Annotated in this window: 14 protein-coding genes; 12 read left to right on the top strand and 2 right to left on the bottom strand. The window is 35.7% G+C overall.

Annotated elements, in window-relative coordinates:
- Positions 1-62 precede the first annotated feature (62 nt).
- On the top strand, positions 63-1994 hold the full coding sequence (locus VOI54_RS00720; RefSeq protein ID WP_326280787.1) for a DUF4091 domain-containing protein: 1932 nt from the start codon (positions 63-65) through the stop codon (positions 1992-1994).
- 157 nt (positions 1995-2151) lie between these two features.
- Positions 2152-5052 carry a glycoside hydrolase domain-containing protein gene (locus VOI54_RS00715; protein ID WP_326280786.1) on the top strand — a complete coding sequence of 967 codons (2901 nt, stop codon included), beginning with the start codon at positions 2152-2154 and terminating at the stop codon, positions 5050-5052.
- A gap of 142 nt (positions 5053-5194) precedes the next feature.
- Here the strand turns inward: VOI54_RS00715 and VOI54_RS00710 are convergent, their stop codons facing one another.
- Positions 5195-6241 carry a substrate-binding domain-containing protein gene (locus tag VOI54_RS00710; protein WP_326280785.1) on the bottom strand — a complete coding sequence of 349 codons (1047 nt, stop codon included), beginning with the start codon at positions 6239-6241 and terminating at the stop codon, positions 5195-5197.
- Positions 6242-6382: 141 nt separating this feature from the next.
- Between VOI54_RS00710 and VOI54_RS00705 the strand changes: the two genes are divergently transcribed.
- From VOI54_RS00705 to VOI54_RS00660, 10 genes are all read left to right on the top strand, one after another.
- Entirely contained in the window at positions 6383-7291 is a 909-nt protein-coding gene (locus tag VOI54_RS00705) for a nucleotidyltransferase family protein (RefSeq protein WP_326280784.1), read from the top strand.
- Position 7292: 1 nt separating this feature from the next.
- Positions 7293-8360, top strand: coding sequence for a phosphotransferase enzyme family protein (locus tag VOI54_RS00700; protein ID WP_326280783.1), 1068 nt, complete (start codon positions 7293-7295; stop codon positions 8358-8360).
- 16 nt (positions 8361-8376) lie between these two features.
- Positions 8377-9681 (top strand): sugar MFS transporter, encoded by a 1305-nt coding sequence (locus tag VOI54_RS00695; protein ID WP_326280781.1) that lies wholly within the window; start codon positions 8377-8379, stop codon positions 9679-9681.
- A 31-nt stretch (positions 9682-9712) separates the two neighbouring features.
- Complete coding sequence (nagB, locus tag VOI54_RS00690; protein ID WP_326280780.1) at positions 9713-11641, top strand: glucosamine-6-phosphate deaminase; 1929 nt, start codon at positions 9713-9715, stop codon at positions 11639-11641.
- Positions 11642-11682: 41 nt separating this feature from the next.
- Positions 11683-12021 (top strand): hypothetical protein, encoded by a 339-nt coding sequence (locus tag VOI54_RS00685; RefSeq protein ID WP_326280779.1) that lies wholly within the window; start codon positions 11683-11685, stop codon positions 12019-12021.
- A gap of 10 nt (positions 12022-12031) precedes the next feature.
- Positions 12032-13423, top strand: coding sequence for a phosphoglucosamine mutase (glmM, locus tag VOI54_RS00680; protein WP_326280778.1), 1392 nt, complete (start codon positions 12032-12034; stop codon positions 13421-13423).
- 85 nt (positions 13424-13508) lie between these two features.
- Positions 13509-17570 carry a hybrid sensor histidine kinase/response regulator transcription factor gene (locus VOI54_RS00675; protein ID WP_326280777.1) on the top strand — a complete coding sequence of 1354 codons (4062 nt, stop codon included), beginning with the start codon at positions 13509-13511 and terminating at the stop codon, positions 17568-17570.
- 237 nt (positions 17571-17807) lie between these two features.
- A complete protein-coding gene (locus VOI54_RS00670; RefSeq protein ID WP_326280776.1) occupies positions 17808-19304 on the top strand; it encodes a GEVED domain-containing protein in 1497 nt (498 codons plus the stop codon).
- 17 nt (positions 19305-19321) lie between these two features.
- Positions 19322-22333 carry a SusC/RagA family TonB-linked outer membrane protein gene (locus tag VOI54_RS00665; RefSeq protein ID WP_326280775.1) on the top strand — a complete coding sequence of 1004 codons (3012 nt, stop codon included), beginning with the start codon at positions 19322-19324 and terminating at the stop codon, positions 22331-22333.
- Between the two features lie 10 nt (positions 22334-22343).
- Complete coding sequence (locus VOI54_RS00660) at positions 22344-23783, top strand: RagB/SusD family nutrient uptake outer membrane protein (RefSeq protein ID WP_326280774.1); 1440 nt, start codon at positions 22344-22346, stop codon at positions 23781-23783.
- 207 nt (positions 23784-23990) lie between these two features.
- Here VOI54_RS00660 and VOI54_RS00655 read toward each other — a convergent pair whose 3' ends face one another.
- Positions 23991-25070 (bottom strand): substrate-binding domain-containing protein, encoded by a 1080-nt coding sequence (locus VOI54_RS00655; protein WP_326280773.1) that lies wholly within the window; start codon positions 25068-25070, stop codon positions 23991-23993.
- Positions 25071-25334 lie beyond the last annotated feature (264 nt).

Raw genomic sequence — 25334 nt, 5'->3', positions numbered from 1 at the left:
CTTCAATATCAATCTTATGGACTTAATTTGGGGTGACAAATTTTTACACGCTATATAGAAAGATGATGGATTTAAAAAAAATATTTTTGTTTGGACTGGTATTACTTTTTATAAGTTGCTTTGGCAGAAAGACAGAAGACTATGAATATGCTCAAAACATCCTTGATGATATTGCAGAAGTGCCCGAATGGCTCAAAATGAATGTAGATGAGGCTTTTCCAATAGAGGGACTTAACGTTTGGATCCCGACCAACAATTTTAAAACATCTTCATTGATAAGGGTCCCTAGGTTTCCAAGGAAATATACGGATGAGGAATTAGAGGAAAACCAAGCCTTAAAAGATTTTATGATTGTTCCGGTAGCCAAAGGCCAAACCATGGCACTAACAGCGGTAATAAACGAGCAGATTTCTGCTCAAATTGCTTTGGGAGCAGAAAGGGATATACACGGTGTAAAATTGCAAATAGAGGACTTAAAAGGTCTGGAGGGAAAAACTATATCTAAAGAAAATATCAGGGTTAGGTATGTCAAGTATCTGCCGGTTGAAAAATCCAGAAGTGAATATGTTTGGTCTCCCAAACTGGAAGAGATTGTTGGTGAGGGCACATCAGGAAATATGGCCCCAAACATTGTTGGAGACCCTTTAGTGGAACTTTCAGAGGTAGATGTTCCGGCTTACAGAGCTCAACCCATATGGCTGACTATAAAAGTTCCTAAAAAAACCAAACCAGGCACCTATATAGGTAAAATACTTTTATCTACAAATGAATTTGGTCAGGTCTCATATCCTTTGAAATTAACTGTTTTGAATAAAGAAATCCCGGATCCTTTAAATTATAAGTTTCATTTGGATATGTGGGTTAATCCAAGTGCTATTGCCGAATTTTATAAGGTAAACCATTGGTCTGATAAACATTGGAAATTCATAGAAGTTTATTTAAAGGAATATGCCTCAAGAGGAGGTAAAAATATAACCACCACAATTACGCACGAACCCTGGCATAAGCCATGGATAGGAGGTAAGACCAGGTCACAAATAGCTTATGGTTATAAAAGCATGGTGAGTTGGTTTAAAGAAGAAAATGGCACATGGAAGTTTGATTATCAAATTTTTGACAAGTATGTTGATTTGGCCTCAAAAACTGGAATTGGCGGACAGATCAATGCTTTTTCAATGACGCCATTTCATACGGGGCAAAAAATACATTATTTTGATGAGACAGATCAGCAAAACAAAGTTTTAACTTTAAATATTGAAGACAAGGCTTATAGAAAAGTATGGTCTGCATTTCTTAAGTCTTTTTCTAAACACCTTAAGGGAAAAGGCATTTTTGAAAGAACATACCTGGCTTTTGATGAGAAGCCGGAAGAGCAAATGAAAATCATACATGATATTATAGCAAATGCAACTCCGGAGTTTTTGAGTAAAACAGTGATATCCGGGCACCCTGAAGTTGGAGAACATTCAAACAACTTTTCAATATCTTATATGTTTTTTCCGGGGCAACCTTTAGAAAAAAGAGCTGTAGTGGATGTTTTACCAACCATTCAAAAAAGAAAGGAGCAAGGCAAAACAACAACCTTTTATTTATGCGCCGAACCGGCCCACCCTAATACCTTAACATACTCTCCGGCAATAGAAGGGCAAATGATTCCATGGTTGGCATTAAAATACCATACCGATGGTTATTTACGGTGGGCATTTAATAACTGGACCAAAGCTCCTTTTAAAACACCGGTATTTATACATACACAAGGAGATGATTATCAAATTTATCCGGGTAAAAATGGCCCCGTTTCAAGTATTAGATGGGAATTATTAAAAGAAGGGATTGAAGATTATGAATTGTTTAGGAGTATGAAAGAAAAAGGGAGTGTGCCTAAAGATTCTCTCCAAAAAGCTATTGAGCTTGCTACCAGGTATCAGGATGGTAGATTTAAAAACGCTGAAGATTTATTATTGTCTCGTGATATGTTGATAGTAGATTATTAATCTTCCTAAGTTTTAGATGGTACTTTTCATTACGAAAATACCTCCTTTAGATCAGAGATTGAAATAACTATGGTTTTATTCAGATCAATTGGTTTTACACATAAATAATAGACTCTTAGTATAAATCATATGTGCTATGAATATAAAACTTAAAGAAATGAAATATTTATTTTTACTGGCTTTCTTATTACTAAAATTTATTTCTTTTTCTCAAACATTACAAGGATCATTTGAATCTAAATTTAAACGCTACCAAAAAAGTGAAACTTTTACAGGGAATATAAATCAAACCTGGGATGTTGTGGCATGGAAAGGAGAGCGTATTCATAAGCAGATGGTGCTATGGACAAATGAAACCATTAATGGGTTGGGGTATAATATTAGTAACTTAGTTAATGGAGGATATCAGGTTGACCAGTCAAATATATCATTGAGGTTTGGTACCTATATAAAGGGTGACCCTAAGGCCAAAAGCTGTTCTGAATATCCTACACATCCATCATTTGTTGAAATTGCCGATGCGCTTTCTGAAGATGTTGTAAGATCAATAGACTCAACAGACCCATTAAAAATTTGGCTAACCATTGATGTCCCCAAAGTTACTGTGCCTGGAACATATACAGGGACAATCACTGTAACCGGTGCTTCCAGCCCTTTAGTGTTTAATATAAGTTTACAGGTTGTAAATTACACCTTACCAGATGTTGAGGATTGGAGCTTTCATTTGGACATATGGCAATTTCCGGTCAACATTCTGAACATTTATAATGCTGCACATTCAGACAATCCGGTTGCTATGTGGTCCGATGAGCATTTAGCTCTTTTGGAACCAGGATATAAACTTCTTGCCAATACCGGGCAAAAGGCCATAACGGCTTACATAAAAGATGGTGCTCTTGGAGGAGAATCCATGATAAAATGGACTAAGAAGACTGATGGTACCTGGGTATATGATTTTACGGCCTTTGATAAGTATGTGAGTACCCTAATGTCATGGGGTATTACTAAACAAATAGATTGTTTTTCTCCCGTTGGTTGGAATGAAACTATAATTCCATATTTTGATGAAGTCTCGGGGGCAATGAAGAACTTAAGCGCTTCATTAGGATCCTTAGAATATCAAACAAGGTGGGATCATTTTTTAACCGCCTTTAAAGCCTTTTTGGATGCTAAAGACTGGTTTGATAAAACCGTTTTGTATTTAGATGAGGTTGAAGAATCAAAACTACTCAATGTGGTTTCAGCTGTTCATGGACATAATTCAAATTGGAAATTGGGAATAGCTTATTCTCATAGCTTATCCAATGCTTCCAAAGCTAATTTTTATGATTTGTCCGGGATATTAGAAGATGCTTCCAATACTGGTATTAGCACCGATAAGATTTCAACATTTTATACCAGTTGTACGCAGACAAACCCTAATAATTATGTGACGCCGGAAAATAGTCCGGCGGAAATGACCTGGATGGGCTGGCATGCTTTTAAAGAAGATTATGATGGTTATTTAAGATGGGCTTTTGATTATTGGAGTTTGACCGATCCGTTTGATGCCAGAGATGGGCCCCACACGGCTGGTGATTTTTCAATGATATACAGAGCTTCAAATCTTAATCCCTCAGAAATACTTTCAAGTATTCGTTTTGAAATGCTAAGGAACGGGATTCAAGATTATGAAAAGCTTAAAATTGTCAGGGCTTCACTGGAGGGAGCATCTCATCCATATGAGAGGGATCAATTAAACAAACTAAATGCCATTATTGGTGATTTTGGCAAAACAAGTGGTTTAAGAGCTGAACAGCTGGTAATAAGAGGGCAACAGGCCTTGAAGAATATAGCTTTGGGAACGTTTGGATACTGCAAAGTGAACGGAGGGGTAGATAAGGGTTGTTATATAAAATCTTTGACCTCTGCCGGTGGTGTGCAAAACATTAATTTTAATGCAGGTCAATATCCTGATACCGGATATGACTACCATACTAGCTCTAAGGTAAGTATACTTCCTGGTGAAACTTTTACTCTGAATCTGGAGAATTCAGCCTTATCAAATTGTGCTCGGGTTAAAGTATGGATAGATTGGAATAATGACGAAGATTTTCAGGATACCGGCGAAATGGTATTTAGTGGAGGTGTTGCGGGATCATGTAACAATGCCATATCATATAGTATCCCGGTTACCGTTCCTTCAAATATTTCCCAAGACGTTAAGAGGATGAGAATCCAGGTAAGGGATGCTTTAGAACCTGAACCTGTGACCTGTGGTACAAATAATAAAACCAGTACGATAGATTTTGACATTGAAATCTTAGACTCGTATTGCAGCATAACAGGCAGTGGAGATTATAATGCAAATACGGTGATAACAACAAACGGGCATATAAATATCCATTATTCAGGTGTAAACGGTGTTGATAATTATTCTTTAAGCGAGGAAAAAATTGCTATATCACAGTCAGGTACATTTGACTTGTCGGTAACCAATTCAAATGGCTGGTCACGATCTATAGTTTGGATAGATTGGAATGGAGATGATGATTTTGATGACCTTGGAGAACGCTTAACACCACTCAGTCCTGAAAAAGTTGTTGAAGGTACAACACCAACATATACATTAAGCGTTACAGTTCCAGATGATGCAACTCTAGGAATCCATAAGATGAGAATTGTAACAGGAGATGCCTGGACCTACGAAGATTTAGCAATTCCGGATACTCCATGTGGTATTCTAACCCCTCACGGTACATTTGAAAATGCATCAATAAAAGACTTTAGCATTGAAATATTACCCAGTTTAGGCTTAGAAACCATTGAAGATGAAGATATACTTGTATATCCTAATCCGGTAAAGACTAGGTTATATCTTAATGCAGGGCAGTTGAATAACCTTAATGTAAAAAGCTCCATAACAAATACTACAGGACAAATAATCTATCAAAAGAATTTAAGCTTATTTCAATCACCTGAAGAAATCATTTTACCCAATGGATTAAAAAATGGATTGTACTTTCTAAAGCTATGTACAAGAAATAGAAGCTATATTCATAAACTTATTATAAGCTAATTTTAAGAAGAGTTATAATTAATGCTGATAAGGTATAAGTAGTTAAAAAGTCATTCAGTTAAATAAATTAGGGAAAGCACAAATAAAAATTACGATAGTAATACCAATGATATCAGAAAACAAGCCTGTTTAATTGAAAAATTTATTCTAAATACTGTTCGTAATTTTCGGAGTTTATAATATCAATAGGAAGTAAAATCCGTTTGGAGATTTCCTTATCAAACAATAAATGTTCGGCCAAAGTACTTAGGCCAGTAAAGGCTTGTTTTTTAGGGTTTTGGTTGATCAGAAAATCAATGTGTCCTGCTTTTAAAAAACCAATATTTTTATCAACTAAATCATATCCTACAATCTTTAAATGTTTGTTGTGGGCCTTTTTAAATTCAGCAATAGCATAGGTTTTAGATGTAGTTACAAAGACGCCTTTAATATCAGGGTGCTTATTAAAATAAGTCTCTAAAGATTCGTTACCATCAAACTTTAAGTATTTGTCAATACTAATGGTAGATATTTTATAATTAGTAGTACTACGATCACTGAAATAGCTTTTAAACCCTCTTTCTTTTTGTTGCATATGTGTGGCATTATGCACCATTTCATCAATATGCACAATGGCAATATGGCCTTTTCCGAGTAATGTGTCCAGAAGTTTTGCAGCTGTTCGTCCGCTTTTAAAAAGATCCTGTCCTATATAATTGGAAAACCCTTCTTTTTTTATAATGTTATTAAAAGTAGAAATTATAATATTCTGTTCATGGCACATTTTAGAAATTTCCTGTGCTTCGTTAAAAAACAGGGGGGCCATTAAAATAGCATCCGGGCCGGTTTCAATTAACTCTAAAGCTTTTTCAGTAAAAGATTTAGGTGAAGACGGGTCATACCTGTATTCTTCAGTTTTAATACCTAAAGCCTGATAATGGTCTTCAAACTCCTTTACGGCATCCAAACAAGGAGCCCAATACGAATCTTTATGAGAGACCGGAAAAAGAATACATAAACGATAAATTTTATTAGTCTTTAAATTTTTGGCAATGGGGTTAGGCTTATAATCAATATCCTTAAGTATTTCAGTTACTTTTTTTAATGCCGTATCCGAGACCTTTCCCCTTTTATGCAGAACCCTGTCAACAGTGCCTTTTGATACCCCGGCCATTTCAGCAATATCCTTAATGGTATACTTTTTTATCATAAAGGCAAATATAACTAAATACAAATAGAATACCATATAAATGTTATCGAGCACATTATTTCGTGTGCTCGATAACATTTTATTGTGTGTTCGAGCACATTTTAAAAAAAAAGCTTATATTTGTACCATAATTGACATGAAATGAGTAATCTGAAACCAACATTAGTAGTATTAGCAGCAGGTATGGGGAGCCGTTATGGCGGTTTAAAACAGATAGATGCCTTCACTCCGGAAGGCGATACGATAATTGATTTTTCCATTTATGATGCCTTACAGGCAGGATTTGGAAAATTTGTTTTTATCATTCGCAAAAGTTTTGAAAAGGAGTTTAAAGCTATTTTTAATAAAAAACTGGAAGGTAAAGCAGAGGTGGATTATGTATACCAGGAACTGGAAAATGTGCCGGAAGCCTATTTTAATCCGGAAAGAACAAAACCATGGGGAACAGGTCATGCGCTTTTAATGGCTAAAGATGTGGTAAAGGAGAACTTTGCTATTATTAATGCCGATGATTTTTATGGAAAAGAAGCGTTTCATGTTATGGCAAAATGGTTAATGAAGACGGATAAGAATGCTTATCAGTTTAGTACCATGGCCTATTTGTTGAAAAATACGGTTTCAGATCATGGTTTTGTGTCTCGAGGAGAATGTCAGGTAGATGAAAAGGGGTATTTGGTTGATGTTACAGAGAGAACACATATAGAAAAGATAGCGGGGAAGCTAATGCGGAAAAATGAGGACGGCGCATTTGTTCCGATACACGAAAATACTGTAGTTTCTATGAACTTTTGGGGCTTTACACCTAAATGTTTTGAGTTTGGTGGGGAATTATTTCTCCAATTTTTGGAAGCGAATAAAGCCAATATAAAGGCAGAGTTTTATTTACCTTCTATAGTCAATGAAATTTTAAGGTCAGGTAAGGCAACTGTAGAAGTTTTAAAATCAGATGCCAAATGGTTTGGAGTGACCTATAAAGAAGACAAAAGTATTGTTCAGAGCGCCATCGGGCAACTTAAAGAACGTAAAATATACCCTAAAAACCTTTGGTAATATGTTGGAAGCACAATTAAAATATGTTTTTAGTCAATTTAATCATCAAGCTACATATGAATCCTATAAAGAATTGGCTTCAGGACACATCAATGATACATATTTAATAAAGACTGCCGAAAAGCCCTATTTTGTATTACAGCGTATCAATCACGGTGTTTTTAAGGACGTACCAGGGCTTATTGAAAATAAAGTAGCCGTGAGCCATCATATTCAAAAAAAACTGGAGAACAAATCCAGAAAAAAGCAAGAGCGTGGTGTGTTGGCCTTTGCTAAAACTAAAGATGGAACGTCTTATTTTCGGGGAGATGAAGGTAATTACTGGAATTTAATGTATTTTATAGACAAAAGCGTTACTCATGAAACGGTTAGTAGCGAGGAGATAGCCTATGAAGGAGGAAAGCTAATGGGGAAGTTTTTAACCCTTACAGATGATTTTGACAGCTCAAAACTCATAGAGGTTATTCCAAACTTTCATGATATGTCTTTTCGGTATGCACAATTTGAAGAGGCTCTAAATGTAGCTTTAAATGAAAGGTTGATAATCGCCAAAGATCATATAAAATTTATTGAAGATTCCAGGAAAGAAATGCACATTCTTCAAAGATTAAAAGAGGCAGGAGAGATTAAACTAAGGGTTACACATAATGATACCAAGATTTCCAATGTGCTTTTTAATAAAAAGGACAAAGGGATATGTGTAATAGATACCGATACCGTAATGCCGGGGATTATTCATTATGATTTTGGAGATGCCATTAGGACCATATGCAATACAGCCGCCGAAGACGAGACCAATTTAGATTTGGTGGAGTTTAATGTTAGTTATTACAAGGCTTATAAAAAAGGTTTTTTAAAACATATGAAATCCTCAATAACGCCATTGGAATTAAAGTACTTGCCACTAGGAGCAAAGACTATGATATTTATAATGGCACTTAGATTTCTGACAGATTATTTAAATGGAGATGTGTATTATAAAATAAAATACCCGGAGCATAATTTAGATAGGGCAAAAAACCAGTTTAAGCTTTTGGAAAGTTTGAACAAACAAATTAATAAGTTATAAATTTAAAAAGTAAAATATGCAATCATCTAACAAAAACAATCTAGTACCCATTGCCATAATAGCAGGCTTATTTTTCATTTTCGGATTTGTCACCTGGATCAACGGAGCCTTGATTCCGTTTATGAAAACCATAAACGAATTAACAGATGCCCAGTCTTACCTGGTAGCTTCAGCATCTTACATTTCCTTTGTGGTTATGGCCTTACCGGCATCTAAGATTTTAACTCGGATAGGATACCGAAAAGGCATGTCTTTGGGTTTAATGATTATGGCGGTAGGTGCTTTAGTATTTATCCCAGCGGCTGAAGCCAGAACCTATTGGGTGTTTTTAACGGGGATATTTATTCAGGGTATAGGTATGACCTTGTTACAAACAGCTGCTAATCCATATATTACCATATTGGGGCCAATTGAAAGCGGAGCTAAGCGTATAGCCATTATGGGTATAGCTAATAAAACTGCCGGGGCCTTAGGCTCTTTGATTTTTGGGGCTATATTACTTTCTGGAATTGATGAAGTAAAAGCAAAATTGGGTAGTGCAACCCTAGAAGAAAAGCAAGTGCTTTTAGATACTATGGCTGATAGTGTTTTTGTGCCTTATGTGGTCATGGCCATTGTACTTTTTGCTTTGGGTATCCTGATTAGAAAAGCACCTTTGCCTCATGTTGAAGCAGAAGAAACAGAAGATACGATTGAAGGAACAAGTACAAAATCTAATATCTTTCAATTTCCACATTTATGGTTAGGTGTCATAGCTTTATTTGTATATGTTGGGGCAGAAGTGATAGCCGGAGATACTATTATAGCTTATGGTATTTCATTAGGTTTTACAGGAGAAGAAGCAAAATTCTTTACCACATACACCTTGATGGCCATGGTAGCTACTTATGCTTTGGGTGTGTTTTTAATCCCAAAATATATTAAACAAAGTACCGCCCTAAAAGTAAGTGCGCTTCTGGGGATTCTTTTTAGTTTCTGCATTCTATACACTACTGGGTTTACATCCGTTCTATTTGTAGCAGCTTTAGGGATAGCAAATGCTTTAGTATGGCCTGCAATTTGGCCGTTGACCTTAGAAGGTTTGGGTAAATTCACAAAAACGGCTTCAGCCTTATTGATTATGGCCATCTCCGGAGGAGCCATTATTCCGCCACTCTATGGAAGGCTGGTAGATTTTAAGAAAGAAGAGCTTGTTCTTGGTGGTATGGATCAGGTACAAGCTACAGTAAGTGCGGCAAACGGAAGTTATTGGATATTAATACCCTGTTATGCCTTCATCCTGTTTTTTGCTTTATGGGGCTATAAAATTGGGAAAAAATAAGTATTGAGAACATAAGACAAATTAGAATAAAATGATAAAGAGTAGTATAGACAAAGCCACAGGATTTGAAAAGCGATTTGAAAATGTAGGCACAGTAGTTTTTGACAATTCAACTGAAGCTTCCAAGGCCGTAGCTGAGGAAATAGCAAATCTTATTAGGGTGAAACAGTCTCAAAAACAACCTTGTGTATTAGGTCTGGCAACAGGATCTTCTCCAAAAGGTCTATATGCAGAACTGGTGCGTTTACACAAGGAAGAGGGGCTAAGCTTTAAAAATGTAGTGTCCTTTAATCTGGATGAGTACTATCCTATGGAGCCCGATTCTATACATAGTTATGTTCGATTTATGGAAGAACAACTATTCAATCATGTAGATATATTACCAGAAAACTATCATATACCAGATGGGATGTTGTCTAAAGAAGAGATCTCCGATTATTGCGATCAATACGAAGCAAGAATTGAAGCGATGGGAGGTATGGATTTGCAGATTTTAGGTATAGGAGGTAACGGACATATCGGATTTAACGAATCAGGGGCACTTCAAAATTCAAAAACCCGATTAGTAGCACTGGATCATATAACCCGAGTAGCTGCCAGCGGTGATTTTTCAGGTTTAGAAAACACTCCAAGAACAGCTATTACTTTAGGGGTTAAAAAGATAATGGAAGCTAAAAGAGTAATATTATTAGCCTGGGGCGAGGGTAAGTCTAATATTATTAAAGCCTCAGTTGAAGATGAGGTAACCAGTCGTGTGCCGGCCTCATATTTACAGGAACACAACAATGCTACTTTTGTGCTGGATAACGCTGCGGCCTCAAAATTAACCCGGATTAATACACCCTGGCTGGTTGAAAAAATTGAGTGGACAGATAGGCTGATCAGAAAAGCGGTATTAAGCTTAGCCATTCATTTAAAGAAACCCGTTTTAATGCTTACTGATGCCGATTACATTGAAAACGGGATGAGTGATTTATTAGCAGACGCAGGACCAGCTTATGATATTAACATCAAAATATTCAATTCACTACAAAACACTATTACAGGTTGGCCTGGAGGAAAACCAAATGCTGATGATAGCAAGAGACCGGAACGTGCAGAGCCTCACAAAAAGCGTGTGCTTATTTTCAGCCCCCATCCGGATGATGACATTATCTCAATGGGAGGCACTTTCAAAAGATTAGTAGAGCAAGGTCACGAAGTGCATGTAGGATACCAAACTTCAGGGAATATAGCCGTAGCAGATGATGAAGCTCTACGCTTTGCAAGTTTTGTATGTGATTACAATGAAAAGTTTGGCATTGAAAGTATTGAAGCAGGAGATATTTATAAGCGGGCAATAAAATTTTTAAAGAACAAAAAGTCCAGTGAGATAGATACTAAGGAGGTCAGGTATATAAAAGGATTAATAAGAAAAGGAGAAGCCAGAGCTACATGTCATTTTGTGGGTATTCCGGATGAACAGATCCATTTTATGGAATTACCGTTTTATGAAACAGGAACGGTAGAAAAAAATCCTATTGGTGATGAAGATATTAAAATTACTGCCGACTTAATAGAGAAAATAAAACCACATCAAATCTATGCCGCGGGAGATTTAGCAGACCCACATGGAACACATAAAGTATGTCTGGATTCTGTTTTTGCAGCCGTTAAAGAGCTAAAGCCAAAAAAATTCATGAAAGACTGCTGGGTATGGTTGTATAGAGGAGCATGGCAGGAATGGGGTATTGATGAAATAGAAATGGCAGTACCAATGGGTCCTGACCAGGTGTTGGAAAAACGAAAAGGTATTTTTAAGCACCAGTCACAAAAAGATGGTGTAGTATTCCAGGGTACAGATAGTAGGGAGTTTTGGCAACGTGCTGAAGATAGAAATAGTGAAACAGCAAATCTTTATGATGAACTAGGCCTGTCGCATTATGCAGCAATGGAAGCTTTTGTAAGATGGAAATATTAAGAAGTTAAAGTATGGTAATTTTCTTTAAATAAATATGACTTATGGACAACCTGGATTTTAAAACGTTAGAGCAAATACATCATTTCAGAAAATTTGAACACGTTAACAATGTTGATGTTTATGACAAGTTTAAGAACTGGGTTATTGGAGAGTTTGATCTATATCTTAAAAATGATGAGTCAAAAGAACTAAAAGTTTACTTCCCGGGTGGAAGGTTCACCATACTAACTTTAGATGATCAGGGTACTACTAAAATTGAAATAAATATAAGTGGTAAATCTAGGAAAGCGTGTTGGCAAGTTATGAATCAATTAGAGAAAATTTATGCCCACGTGAGTTATTTTCTTCAAAGTGAAACAAGGCAATGTATATCACTTTAAAAAAAAGCTGATGACATTAATAAAATCGATATCGGGAATAAGAGGCACAATTGGGGGGAGCATAAATGATAACCTGACACCTGTTGATGTTGTGAAATTTACAGCAGCCTATGGCGCCTGGCTAAAGCGTCAGAATTTAAATAAACCATTGACCGTAATAGTAGGAAGGGATGCCAGAATTTCCGGTGATATGGTAAGTGGTTTGGTATGCAATACACTTATAGGGCTGGGAATACATGTAAAAAATATTGGACTGTCCACTACACCAACAGTTGAAGTATCGGTGCCAATGGAATCGGCTGATGGTGGTATCATTATTACAGCGAGTCATAATCCTAAACAGTGGAATGCTTTAAAGCTTTTAAACAATAAGGGAGAGTTTATAGATGGCAATGACGGTCTTGAGGTTTTAAGTATAGCAGAATCCAATAATTATGATTTTTCAGGAGTAGATTTTTTAGGGCATTATAAGGAAGTTGAAGGCTATATAGATCAACATATAGATGAAGTTTTAAAGCTGGAATTAGTAGATGTGGAAGCGATACAAAATGCTGGGTTTAAAATAGTGGTTGATGCTGTGAATTCAACCGGGGGTATAGCTGTTCCGGCATTATTGGAAAAATTGGGTGTTGAGTGCGTAAAATTATATTGCGAACCTAATGGTCACTTTCCACACAATCCGGAACCTTTAAAAGAACACTTATCAGACCTGTCTGAGCTTGTTGTAAAGACGAAAGCAGATTTAGGAATAGTTGTAGATCCGGATGTTGACAGGTTGGCCTTTGTATGCGAGGATGGAACATTATTTGGAGAAGATTATACTTTAGTGGCTTGTGCTGATTATGTACTGGGTAAGATGAAAGGTGGGCATACCGTATCAAACCTATCATCTTCGAGGGCATTAAAAGATGTAGCAGAGTCTCATGGTGGCACCTATTCTGCCAGCGCTGTTGGTGAGGTAAATGTAGTTATAGAAATGAAAAGGGCTAATGCCTCTATTGGAGGAGAAGGAAATGGTGGGGTCATTTATCCCGCATCACACTATGGCAGAGATTCCTTGGTAGGAATAGCTTTGTTTTTATCCCATTTGGCGCATAAGAAAATATCCTGTAAAGAGCTAAGGGCATCATATCCTAGTTATTTTATGAGTAAAAATAAAATTCAATTGACTCCTGAAATTGATGTCGATGCTATTTTGAAAAAAATGGCACATAAATATCAACATGAAGAATTAAATAGGGTGGATGGTGTTAAGGTTGATTTTAAATCTGAGTGGGTGCATTTAAGAAAATCAAATACAGAGCCTATTGTCAGAATTTATACAGAAAGTACCACACAGGGAAAAGCAGATGATTTGGCCAAACGTATCTTGTTGGAAATAAAAGAAATTGCCGGATTGTAACACGTGACTTATTTGAGGACTGGTTAATTAAAAGCTTCTTAGTATATTTAGTATTGCATTATTTGTTCTAATCTTATTTAAAATAATGAAACTAAAAAAAACATATATAGCCTTTGGTGTTGGTCTCTTTTGTTGTTTGCAATTTTTTTTTGGGCAAAGTCAGGCCATATTCAGGCAAATTTCAATAGAACAAGGTTTATCAAATAACAGGATAACAGGTGTCGTTCAGGATAGTTTAGGGTTCATATGGATTGGAACCAAGAATGGTCTTAATAAATATGATGGAGCCAACTTTAAAGAATATAATCAAAGGAATAGCAAAATAAGTTCAAATGATATTTCTGTTCTTCATAAAGATAAAAAAGGTAGAATTTGGATAGGAACAGTTGGAGGAGGTATAAATATTTATAACCCTTTAAAGGATGAGTTTAAAGTGTATAAGAATACACAAGCCCGGGCTAAAGTCATTTCATCAAACGATATTCATACTATAATTGAGGATAAAAAAGGTAGAATTTGGCTTGGTACGGATAAGGGAATAGATTTTTATGAAGAAGGATCAGATCGCTTTAAAACGTATCAGTATCAGGGAAATGAGAATTCACAAAATTATATAAGTGTTTGGGCTATACTTGAAGCTACAGATGGTAGCCTTTTTTTAGGAACTTATGGAAATGGTTTGTTAAGGTTTGATACCGAAACAGAGGTGTTTATTTCTATAGTTCCAAAGAAAACAGGAGCTCAAAATCCTAATTTTGATTTTATAAACACTTTGCTATATTTAAACGCTAAGGAGTTATTGATTGGAACCAACGGGAATGGACTTCTTAAATACAATCTGGTTACAAATGAGACTTCTAATGTAATAGATGCCAATATAAAAATTGAAGCTCCAATTGTATTGACACTAAAAGAAGATAGTAATGCTAATATTTGGGTTGGAACAGACGGTGATGGTATCTACAAAATAACCAGGGAAAACCTTTCCGGTATAAAATTAGATCAGTATACCTACGATAATCGTTTAAGAACTTCACTGTCAAACAATACCGTAAATGATATTTTTGAAGATACGCAATCCAATATATGGATTGGTACAGCCTGGAAGGGTATAAATGTTATTAAAAGATGGGGTGATAATATTTCATTCTTTTTTAGCGATGGATTTGGTTATAATGCCGCTCCGGTGTTATCTGTATTCAAAGAGGGAAGCAAACTTTGGATTGGAACAGATGGTAACGGATTAAATAATTATGATTTAGAAACCGGTAATCTCATAAAGTATAACTCAGAAGATGGGCTTTCACCCGGAGGAGACTATATCCAGTTTATAAAAAAACGTGACAACGGACAGTATTGGATTGGTACTTTTGCAAACGGTCTGGTTTTGTTTGATCCCATAAAAGGAAAAGTAAAACAGTTTAAAAGAAATAATTTAAATAATAATACTTCGCTTCCTTATAATGATGTTAGAGATATTATTGAACAACCTTCCGGAGATTTGTGGATAGCTACCTGGGGAGGTGGACTGAGTTTTTTAGATTCTAAAACGCAAACTTTTAATAATTATAGGTTTTATAAAGGTGATTTAGATGCTTTAAGTAGTGATAATATCACTTCACTGGTATATGACAAAGGTCTTATTTGGGTTGGTACGTTTGGAGGTGGATTAAACCTTTTTGATACAAATACCAACAAGTTCATCCACTATAAAGCTTCAGAAGAGCACACAAAATCAATAGGAAGTGATTATATTTTTGATCTGTTAAAAGATAATCAGGAAAACCTTTGGATTGCTACAAAAGAAGGCTTAAATAAGTTTGATAAGGAGCACCAGACTTTTGAAAAATTTGAAGTAGGAAATACAACGGGCGCCAATACCATAGTGTCCTTGATAGATGATGAGCATAGGAATATATGGATGGGAACCAAAGAAGGCATTTTTAAGTATAACATAAAATCAAATAAAATTGAAGAGCTCGAGGGAAGTTCAAGTGAATTTCATGTTAACTCTGTTTATAAGGATAATCAGGGTATTTTGTTTTTTGGAGGTGCAGATGGAGTAACAGCTTTCAATCCTGATAAAATGGTTGGTAATACCACAAATCCAAGGGTGTTTTTTACAGATTTTAAGTTGTTTGGAAAAAGCGTTGCTGTTGGCGAAGATCAAGTATTAAAAACTCATATTTCATTTGAAAAGCTAGTTGTTTTAAAATACAATGAATCGGTTATTTCATTTGAGTTTGGAGCTTTAGAATACCCTTTTAACAAAAAAATGTACGCTGTAAAAATGGATGGCTTTGAAGACCAGTGGAGAAATATAGGAACTCAAAAAACTGCAACCTATACCAATTTGTCACCTGGAGATTATAGATTCAATGTCAAGGCACAAAATAGAGACGGATCCTGGGATAATGAAAATATAGCTAAAGTGCAAATAGAAATTTTGCCCCCTTTATGGAGAACATGGTGGGCCTATGTAATCTATTCGTTTTTATTTATGGTGCTTTTATGGATCATTAGACATTATACCTTAGTTTGGGCAGAAATAAATAATAACCTCAAACTTGAAAAACTTAAAAGAGAGCAGGAGGATAAGATTCATGAATTAAAACAACGCTTTTTTACAAATATTTCACATGAAATACGAACACCTTTAACACTTATTATTGGTACGATTAACAGCTTGATGAAAAGCAATTTTAATACAAAAGATCAAAAGCAGCTAACTAACCTGAAACGAAGTACAGGACGCTTAATGAATTTAGTGAGTGAACTGTTAAATATTAGAAAGTTAGAAACAGGTAATATAAAACTAGATGTAAGTGAAAATGACATAACACTTTTTATCCATGAAATTTTCCTGGCTTTTTCGCAACACGCCATTGCTAATAATATACATTATAAGTTTGTTAAACCGGAATATGCTATACATGTATGGTTTGATAAGATACAATTAGAAAAGACTATTTATAATTTGTTAACCAATGCTTTTAAGTTTACATCAAGTGGAGATAAAATAGAGGTAAGCGTTTTTCAAAAAGAAGACGATATACACATATTAGTTAGAGATTCAGGACAGGGTATACCGGAGAATAAACAGGATCAAATTTTTGAAAGGTTTTATCAAAATGAAGATACTATATCAGAAAGTTTAGGCTTTGGTATAGGCTTATCTATTGTTAAAAATATCATTGAACTACATTCCGGAACAATTTCTGTAAAAAGCACTGAAGGATTAGGTAGTGAATTTATCATTACTTTACCATTAGGGAAATCACATTTTAAAGAAGAACAAATCATTTTAAATACCAGTCAGGAAGATCAAATATCTAATTATAATGCATCATCAGCTTTAGAGAAAAATGCTATAGATGATGAATTTGTTAATGCCAATGTTTTAATTGTAGAAGATAATGTCCATTTGTTAGAATATTTATCAGATTTATTATCAGAAGATTTTAATGTAATAAAGGCGTTAAATGGAGAAATTGGTTTAGAGTTAGCCAAAGAAAAAGTACCGGATATTATTATTAGTGATGTTATGATGCCAGTTATGGACGGGATAACCTTATGCTCTAACATTAAATCCAATCTTTTAACAAGTCATATACCGGTGATACTTTTAACAGCCAGAACTATGGTTGAAGATATTATGGAAGGCTTTGAAATGGGAGCGGATGATTATTTGGTTAAACCGTTCAATGAAGAAGTGTTAAAAGTTAGGATTAATAATCTTCTGCATATAAGAAAACAATTAAGAGCAAAATATATAAATGAAGCGTTATTAAGCCCAAAAGAAATAGCATTTGCTTCACCGGATCAGGAGTTTCTGGTTAAACTCAATGAAATTATTGAACAGCACATCGATGTTTCTGAATTTAATGTGGAAGACCTATCTGTTGAAATGGCCATGAGCCATTCTAATCTATATAAAAAAATAAAAGCTTTAACAGGAATGACTACAGTAGCTTTTATTAGAGATTTTCGCCTAAACAGGGCAGCCCAGTTTTTAAAGAAAGACAAGATTGCAATAATTGATGTTTGTTTTAAAGTAGGCTATACTGATAGACGTCATTTTAGTCAGGAATTCAAAAAAAAATTTGGCATTACTCCTTCGGCATATGCCAAAGAAAATCTGGCATAGTAAAAGGTTCAAAGATTATACGTTACGGTTTTAAAAACACCCGTCTTTTTTCTTAAAACCCTATATATTATATGATTTACGGCATAAGTTGGTGTAATTTACGAAAACACCAACCTCAATTTATGAATTCCTAGCACGTCTTTTTTTCACATCATATATAATTTTAAAATCTAAAACAAAATTTATGTGTTATGACAACTACCATACTGCATAACTCAATGAACTAAAAACTAGATTATGAAAAAAAACAAACTAAAAACTTTTATATCATTACTTTTTTTGGGAATGATGATTTTTTCATCCTGTGAAGATGATGATAGGATATTGGTGGATCTGGATGAAATAGAACTAACTGATAGCGTTATTCAATTAAATGTAGACGAGGTTCAAAAAATTGTTGTAAGCCCCTCGCCTGACAATGCTTCTGAAAACCTTATGTGGACATCAAGTGATGAGCAGGTTGCCAAAATTCAGTTTACTGAAAATGGCTTGGTTGCTGGGGTAAAAGGAATTAGTCTTGGTAGTGCTATTTTAACAGTTAAGAACCAGAATGGCTCCATAACAGAAACCATTGAGGTTAACGTTATTATTAAAATTGAAACCATTGAATTAGAAGAAGAGCCTAATGTAGATCCGTCAACAACAAAATACAATGTATTGTTTACACCAGAAGATGCTACCATAACAGAGGTTACATGGGCATCCAGTGATCCGGGTATAATTTCAGTGGATCAAAACGGAAATGTTACGGCGGTATCTCCCGGTGTTGCTATAATAACGGTAACATCTATGCAAGGCGGGAAAATAGCATCGGTAGAATTGGTTGCCAGTGGTAATCCTCCAATATTGGGCTTACAGTATTGTTCGGTAGAAGGTACGGGATCATATAATACAGACACTGTAACAACTTCCGGAGCTAATTTAAATATAGACCATGCCGCCAGTCAGCCAGCCAATAATTATGGTTTTTATGAGAATGAAATATTGGAAATAGCTGCCGAAGGATCATTTACTTTAGCATTGACACAATCAAATAACTGGTCTAAATCAAAGGTATATATCGATTGGAATGGTGATAAAGATTTTGAAGATGCAGGAGAGCTGGTCATTGAGTTTGGTTTGGACGATCAGTTAAATAATGGGCCATTCTCGCAGGATGTTAATATACCAGCTGAAGCAAAGGTAGGCAATACAATAATGAGGATTATTACCTCTGATGCATGGGTGACACCAGGACTTTGCGGTGTAGTTCCTAATCAGACTGTAAAAGATTTTCCGGTTACAATAGGAGGAATAGCATATTGTACTATTTCAGGAACAGGCTCTTATAATGCAGAAACTATAACCACAACAGGTGCAGATATGAATTTAGACCATGCAGACGGGCAGCCATCAGGTAATTATAAGTATTATGCTAGTGAAACCTTAACGGTTACAAGAGGAGCTAGCTTTGATTTATCTCTTATACAATCAAATAATTGGTCAAAATCTAAAGTATTTATTGATTGGAATGCCAATGGCGATTTTGAAGATACAGGAGAACTAGTTATAGAATTTGGAGCGGATAATCAACTAAATGACGGGCCATTTTCGCAAACAGTAAATGTTCCTGCTGATGCTGCTGTTGAAACCGTAAGGATGCGTATATTAACGTTAGACGCATGGGGTGGTCATGGGCTTTGCGGAGAAGTTGCCAATCAAACCACTAAAGATTTTAAGGTAAATATTCAATAAATAAAACCACATAGAACATGAAATATAGATCAAAGATATTATATCTATTATTACTAATAGTATCGGTATCGTTTGCACAACAAACAATTACAGGTGTAGTAACTTCAGAAGATAGTCAGCCTTTGCCTGGAGTAACAGTCCTTTTAAAAGGGACCACTACCGGAACATCAACTGATTTTGACGGTAAGTATACCATTGAAGTCCCTTCCGACGGAACTTTGCTTTTTAGCTATATAGGTTTTATAACTCAAGAAGCGGTTATTGATAATCAAACCACAATTAACATTATTTTACAAGAAGATGTATCGCAATTAGATGAAGTTGTTGTAGTGGGGTATGGAACACAGAAGAAAAGTGATATAACCGGGGCAGTAACTTCGGTAAAAGTAAGAGAACTCCAAGATGTTCCTGTGGCTAGGGCAGACCAGGTGTTACAAGGACGTGTTGCCGGGGTTCAAATTAATAATAATGACGCATCAGCAAATGGAAGTGTTTCTATTCGTATTAGAGGGGTTAGTTCCATAAATGGAGGTAGTGACCCTTTGATTATTATAGATGGAGCCCAGGGGGCAACTTTAGGAGATGTACACCCCAATGATATTAAAAGTATGGAAGTATTAAAAGATGCTTCGGCTACAGCTATTTATGGGTCTCGTGGAGCCTCGGGGGTGATTTTAATTACAACTAAAAAAGGAAGACTCCAAAAACCAACCATAACGTTTAATAGCTATACCACCATACATCAAATTGATAAGAAATATGATTTTTTGGATGCATTTCAGTATGCAACACAGGTCAACCTCAATCGTGAGGCAAGAGAACTACCGCCAGTGTTTACTCAGCAAGAATTACAGGATTTTGCACTTAATGGAGGTACAGATTGGCAAGATGAGATTTATAGAACAGGAGTGTCTCAGAATCATCGTGTAAATGTTAGTGGAGGTACAGAAAATATGAATTACAGTGTATCAGGTGATTATTTTGAAAATAAGGGGATTGTAATAAACTCACTGTTTAAAAAGTTTGCAATGCGTTCCAACATATCTGCAAATCTTAGTGATAAAATGAAAGTGGGCTTGAATGCATTTATAAATTTCTCCAAAGATAATCCTACGGTATTAAATGCACGTGACGCTGAAGGTAGTCCTGTTTATGCGTCGTTATTATTTGCACCTACCAGACCAGTGTTTGAAGAAGACGGAACCTACTCTCAGCCTGGAGGCGGACATGGCCCGGTAACTGAATATAATCCTGTGGCGTTGGCTAATGAACCTATTCGGGATAATTATTCTAACGGTATGATTATCAATCCAAGTATTGAATATGAAATTGTTAACGGGCTAAAACTAAATGTTATGGGATCTTATCAATTGATAGACAGGGAAAATAATCTTTATCTTAATGAGCGGATAGTTAACGGAACCGAAGACGACAGACGTGCGTCAATATATGACAGTAAATGGGTAAGCTACCAAAATACCAATAGATTGACTTATGAAAAAGAATTTAATGAAAAGCACAATCTACAAATAACAGGTGTTTTTGAACAACAAACCCAAAAGTTTAACGAAAACTGGACCGGTGCCAGAGGGTTTTTGACTAATGCTGTTACTTATAACAATTTGGGCTTGGGCGAGTTTCCTTCTAAACCTACGTCATGGAAGGACAAATCGTCTTTACAATCGTTCATGGGAAGAGTAAATTATGCCTTTGATGAAAAGTACTCCATAACCCTTACCGGGAGATCAGATGAGGCGTCGGTTTTCTCAGAAAATAACAAGCGAGCCTTTTTTGGTTCTGCTGGTTTAGCATGGACTATATCCAATGAAAACTTTCTAAAAGATTCAAACATTATCAATAACTTAAAACTCAGAGGAAGTTACGGAGAAGTTGGTAATGCGGCCATACGTCCGTACCAGTCTTTGGCCAGATTAGATACTGGATATGATTTTTCATTTAGTGGAACAAACCTAAATACAGGAATTGCATTATCTACCCAGGCACCAAATCCTAATCTTAAATGGGAAACTACTGAAAGTTATAACATAGGAATTGATTTGTCTATGTTTAATGGAGATTTAAGTTTAACAGCCGATTATTATAACAAGACAACCTCAGATCTTCTACTGGAACGAGCCCTGCCACAAGCCTCGGCTTTTCAAACACAGTTGGTTAATGCGGGTGAAGTAGAAAATAAAGGGATTGAGTTAGCATTGTCACTAAATCCGGTAAGAACTGATAATTTTAGATGGGCTTCAGATATGGTCTTTACAAAAAATACTAATAAAGTCATAGCCCTTAATAGCGGAGAAACTGAATTACGTTTAGGGGGGGCAGGCTTACCCGGGCATTCAGATGCCGTTTGGTTAGAAGTAGGACAGCCTATAGGACTGATTCGAGGCTTACAGTTTGATGGCATTTGGAGTACAGATGAAGCTATTTTAGCTGAGGCCTATGGAGTAGCTCCCGGATCTGAAAAGTATATAGACCAAAATAATGATGGCGTATATAGCATTGCTGATGCTACCAACATAGGTAATGCCTTACCCGATTTTACATATAGCTGGAACAACACCTTTACATACAAGAATTTAAGCCTAAATGTTTTTATAACAGGAGTAGAAGGTAACCAAATATATAATGTAGGGCGTTCTTTAATTGAAGGGGGTGACGGATTAAGCGTAGCTAATTTAAATGTATGGACACCGGACAATCAGGATACCAACATACCGGGGCATGATGCATTAGGTGGTTTTAGAAATTCAAGCCGATGGATAGAAGACGGATCTTATATCAGAATAAAGAACATAACATTTGGGTATTCATTGACTAACAATTTAACGGAAAGGCTGGGCATAAATTCATGCAGAATTTATGCTACGGGAACTAACCTCTTTACGTTTACAAATTATTCTGGGTTTGATCCTGAGTCTAATAATTCTGAAGGGTCAGATACATTTGCCGGGATTGATTTAGCATCGTATCCATCGCAAAAACAATATACTTTAGGAATAGATATTCAATTTTAAAAATATAACTATGAAAAACTTAAAATATAATACCATATTATTATTTATAGCCTTGTTTGCGTTGGGTAGTTGTGCAGATGTTGAGCTGGATGAAACACCACCGTCTTTATTAAGCCCGGAATCTTTCTTTACCACAGAAAGTGAATTTCAAGCAGCTTTGGCCGGTACATTTTTACCGTTGTATTCAAGCTGGGGCGGGTTTGATTATGCATACCCTTTAATTATGACTTCGGGAGCAGAAGACGTGAGGTCTGATGCCGGAATATTCAGGAATTTGAACAGTTTAAGTGCAAATGACAATGATCAATCTATTGTAGCTGTTTGGCAAAGAATGTATCAAACTATTGGTAATGCTAATGTAATTATAGGGAATTTAAAGAATGCACAGGGCATTCCTGAAGATAAATTAAATGCTATTGAAGGGCAGGCAAAATTTATAAGAGCCTTTTGTTATTTTTATATGGTACGTTGGTTTGGAGAGATACAACTGACCACTTTTGAAAATCAGGGGGATATTGAAAACCTAAGGCAGTCTCCGGTAGCAGATGTTTATGCGTCTATTATTGAAAACTTAAAAGATGCAGAGGCTAAGCTTCCGGTAAGTTTCCCGGAAAGAGGGCGTCCTACACAAGGTGCTGCTAAAGCATTACTGGCAAAAGTATATTTGACTATGGCTGGTTGGCCTATAGAAGATACATCCAATTATGACTTGGCTAGGGACAAGGCGAAAGAGCTTATAGATGCAGGTATGTATAGTTTAGAAGCTAACTTTGAAGATTTATGGAAGCAAGTTAACAGGTTAACAAATACTGAGTTTATATTTGGGTTCTATGGTTCTATTGAGAATGATGGAGCGGTTTCAAGTCATATGCATACCGCTTCAAGGCATTGGGGCAATGGCGAAAATGGTTGGGGAGATTTCCATAGCGAAACCCGTTTCTTTGATGTTTTTCCTGATGGACTCAGAAAAGATGCCTCATTTACATCGGTTTTTGCTGATGGAATGACTTTTGAAGAGGCTGGTGTAGAACCTTATATTGCCAAGTATAGAGATGCCGGTGGAACTGTAAGAGGTGGCCTGGCAGGTGAAGGCTTTAATGTTTTGTTACGTTATGCTGACGTATTACTTATGTATGCTGAGGCAGCAAACATGGCAGAAGGTGGTCCGTCATCAGATGCTTATAATGCTATAAATGCGGTGAGGCAACGAGCAGGTTTGGCAGATTTGACCGCAGGTTTATCACAATCGGATTTTGATGATGCTGTTATTGCTGAGCGTAATTGGGAACTTGCTTTTGAAATGAACCGTTGGTTTGATCTGGTGAGAAAGAAAATGGTGGTAGAAGTAAATGAAGATGTGCATTCTGGAGTAACTGAAAATAATAGATTACTACCCAAGCCAGGAGCTCAGTTAATACCAGGGATTTTAGAGCAAAATCCAGGATATTAAAGTTCATATAATTATTTAGTTTAAGTTAAAGAGGGGGTATTATATAATATCCCCTTATTAGTTAGTTAAGTTTTCTAATTGATTTTAGAAGTAAACAAAGTTAAAAGGTGTTAAGATAGGTTAGCTTTTAAATGCTTCAGTTATTTAACAGGTGCAACCAATCTTAAAGAACAGGAGGAATATTAAAAATTTAAGAGCTAATAAGAGTTAATATGAATGAGCGCTTTCTAAATCCTTGTTACTCTCTTCTATGGCAAACTCGATATTTTCTTTAATAATGATTTGAATAGGCGAGTATATTTTTTTAGAAGGTACCTTTTTATAGATTAAAAAATCAGACATAGTCTTTATAGCATCATACCCCTGATTGAATGCCCTTTGAGAAATTAAGAATTTGAGCTTACCCTCTTGTAGGGATTTTAGGTTGTTCTTGGTCGTGTCAAATCCTATAATGTGTAAAGGTTTAAGCTTGTCTTCATTTATAAAGTCAGTAATTACAGATGACCGACTGGTAGGAACAAAGAGGCCTTTAATATGGCTATGATTTTCTAAAAATGTATTTAAGGCTTCTTTTGCTAATATTGGATTTAAAAGATCAATGCTCAGATTTAAAACATTAAGTTTTATATTATGGTCCTTCAAGTAACCTTTAAATCCTTTAATTCTTTTTGAAATGGCCAGATAGTTGGTAATATTTAGCCGGGTTTGTACAATAGCACAAGCGTCATGTTCTTCCAGACTAAGATGCATTAGTTTTCCGGACACATAGCCACCTTTATAAGAATCTTGCCCTATAAATGTGATATTATTTAATCCATCTATATCAATATTTAAGAACAGATAAGGTATATTTAGAGTATCCAGCTGCTCAACAATTTGCTTGGTTTCGAGCTCAAATATAGGAGCCAAAACCACAGCATGCGGTTTTTCATTTAAAAGATCAGCAAATTGCTTGAGATAAGAAGAACTATCAAATTGATTGAATGTATAGTTTTTAATTTGAACTCCAAAGGTTTTAAACTCATCGTAGGCTTTTAAAATTCCCAAGAGAGGGGATTTCCAAAACGTATTTTGCTCGTCATACTGAGGAATAAGGCATGAAACCTTGTATTTTTTATTTGAAGCTAAAGCACTGGCAATGGGGTTAAGCGTAAAATTATGCTCTTCTAAAATTTTCTTTATTTTGATTTCGGTTTTAGCAGAAACACCGCCTCTGTTGTGTATTACTCTGTCAATTGTTCCTTCTGAAACTCCAGCTATTTTAGCAATATCTTTTATCGTTGCCATTATGAAAAGTAAAAAATGTGTAAGTATTAATATATCATTTTTGTGTTAAAACAGGTGCTTTATTTTAGCAATTTAGTAAAAAAAAATCCGATTATGTGTTCGTGCACATTTTTTTTGTTACATTTGTGTGTGCGCACACGAAAATAATCCGCTTAATCGTTCAGAAAAGGCAATGATGCCTAGAAAAAAAGAATAGCTAAATAAATAAGACTAAGACTAAGACTAAGACTAAGACTAAGACTAAGACTAAGACTAAGACTAAGA

This window comes from Alterotamlana spongicola, assembly GCF_035818475.1.
Taxonomy (GTDB): domain Bacteria; phylum Bacteroidota; class Bacteroidia; order Flavobacteriales; family Flavobacteriaceae; genus Cognatitamlana.
The sequence above is the reverse complement of the archived record's forward strand: the minus strand, read 5'-3'. Positions and strand labels throughout refer to the sequence as shown.